Source organism: Pseudomonas sp. PS02303 (assembly GCF_029959925.1).
In the GTDB taxonomy this organism is placed as follows: domain Bacteria; phylum Pseudomonadota; class Gammaproteobacteria; order Pseudomonadales; family Pseudomonadaceae; genus Aquipseudomonas; species Aquipseudomonas mandelii.
In genome coordinates this window covers 1-1,880 of the sequence record NZ_JASCOM010000490.1, presented here as the reverse complement: position 1 = coordinate 1,880, position 1,880 = coordinate 1, and the positions used below count along the sequence as shown (strand labels likewise).

Genomic DNA, 1,880 nt, shown 5'->3' with positions numbered 1-1,880 from the left:
GTAAGCGCTTCGACTTCAAGTGTCCGATCGAGGTTATGGACGAGGTGATGCAGGAAGCTATGGCTATGCGGCATGATGCTCCAGCTTCAATTCAATAACCGTGTTGCACTCAGCTCCTGTAACCGCCCTGTGTAATTTCTTACATTGGCTCTATAGTGTGCATAATTTTTATGGAATGAATTGAGTATTTCTATAACCTTATCCAGCTGCAGTTGTTTTTTAGTGATATGAAGTTTTTTGGTCTCTGCCGAAGTATTGGTCAGCGCGACGAGATAGCCAAACATTCCAGCGATCAACGCTCCCATACCAATTTTCACGGCATCCGAGGCAATATTTATCCACTCCACACTCCCTCCATTGCGCTTATCACGCCAGCTATTTTTGACACTTAGTCCATGCTTGGAGTACTGGCATGTCTTCCTATATGACCATCAGGCCCTCGCGCGCAAACACACATCCGAGACAGGCCTGCATCGGAGTAACATACGAGGGTTGTTTGCGCTTCAATGCGGTTTTCTTTTAAGTAACTTTCTTTAATCGGCCTGATCCACTGTTCGCGCCCATCCACATCGGTTGTTTCCAGAAGCACCTCATCTTCTTGTAGATCAAAGTGTTTGTGCAGTAGTGCCACGCCAAATCTGTCTATGCAGTTGTGCTTTTTCAATATTTCAAATATTTCATTTAGACATGGCAGGTCCTCATCGTCTATGGGTCTAACATTGTCGATATGGTTAATTTCACCCCACAGTAAAGAAATCATTTTATTTATCTCCACTATGAACGTTTAACTAGCGAAATGTTACAGATTTAATAGGGGTCTTAGTCTGCGAATCTTCATGGGAGACGGGACTAATCAGAGCCCTCGCTCTTGGATAACATTAGACGCTCGCGCGCAAAATTCCACCCATTCCGATAAGGCGGCGTATAGAGCCTTAGCGGCATCTGAGGTTGGCGCGTACTTATCTCTGTCGCAAGCCCATCTGGTGAACCGCTTCAGGGTATGCAGGCATCGTAGTCAGTGTCTGAGGGTCGGTTGAGGTCAATTTTGACTTCAAGAATCTAGACGTGGAGGGGAGGCCTCATGCCCGGCAAGACTTTAATTTCCATTGGCATGAGGCGCATGTTATTCGTGAACAGGCAAGATCCAAGTTTAAGCTTGTTTACTGATATTTTGCGGAGCCGATGAACTTAGAGAAATGCTCGCACCATATTTGGACCGTTGTAAACTCGTTGACGTTGACGCTTGCAGGAATGGTTTTCTTGAAATTCCCGAAGTTTTTCAATTCGCCAATCAGAATTGCTTCTTTCTTTATGTCCAAAAACGATTCTTTGTCGGTGGCTTGTTTCTTTGTCAGGTAAATTTTGTAGTCTGGACCAGGTGCTACATCACCTTTAAATACAATTTCGTTATCCGTAACAAAAAGTTGTCCATTCGCCCAGTGAAGGGCGTCGCTGCCTTTCTGATCTTTCTTGAACTCTCCGCTATACTTTGCCACCTTTTGCACTTCTTCAATTTCGGCGATGGTGGCGTTTTCTTGTGCTGTCAAAATCGGAAGTATATAGATCCCTAGCCCAACTCCCGCGCCAAACAGAGCCAGGTGGGACGCGAGCAGAATTATTTTTAATTGCTTTTTCATGGGTTGCCTCATACAGTGAGTTATTTGGTGTGTCCATCACAATCCATTAGTTCGAACAGGGTGCGGTATGTGCTGATAGCGATATTGTTAGTGGGGTGCTAGCTTAGCTACCATGACGGCATTTTTCAAGGTAGTTGTCGCGTCAACCGTCTAACTATGCCGCCATTTTCTCGTTCTGTTGCTCTCGATCCGGGTTCAACAACACGGTGCCGATCGGTTCCCAGTTACGCGTCCGGCCTGACC

3 protein-coding genes are annotated in these 1,880 nt (G+C 45.7%); all 3 read right to left on the bottom strand.

Annotation, left to right across the window (positions count from 1 at the left end; genetic code table 11):
• Positions 1–86 precede the first annotated feature (86 nt).
• Positions 87–347, bottom strand: a complete 261-nt coding sequence (locus QMX98_RS34380; RefSeq protein WP_047296649.1) for a hypothetical protein — start codon at positions 345–347, stop codon at positions 87–89.
• Between the two features lie 41 nt (positions 348–388).
• Positions 389–760: a hypothetical protein gene (locus QMX98_RS34375; RefSeq protein WP_052959448.1), complete on the bottom strand. Its 372-nt coding sequence runs from the start codon at positions 758–760 to the stop codon at positions 389–391.
• Between the two features lie 400 nt (positions 761–1,160).
• Positions 1,161–1,637: a DM13 domain-containing protein gene (locus tag QMX98_RS34370; protein ID WP_011711661.1), complete on the bottom strand. Its 477-nt coding sequence runs from the start codon at positions 1,635–1,637 to the stop codon at positions 1,161–1,163.
• Positions 1,638–1,880 lie beyond the last annotated feature (243 nt).

What these genes read in the sequence shown, in the direction of transcription:
- QMX98_RS34370 (WP_011711661.1), bottom strand. Translation starts at nt 1,637, where the DNA reads ATGAAAAAGCAATTAAAAATAATTCTGCTCGCGTCCCACCTGGCTCTG.
- QMX98_RS34375 (WP_052959448.1), bottom strand. Translation starts at nt 760, where the DNA reads ATGATTTCTTTACTGTGGGGTGAAATTAACCATATCGACAATGTTAGA.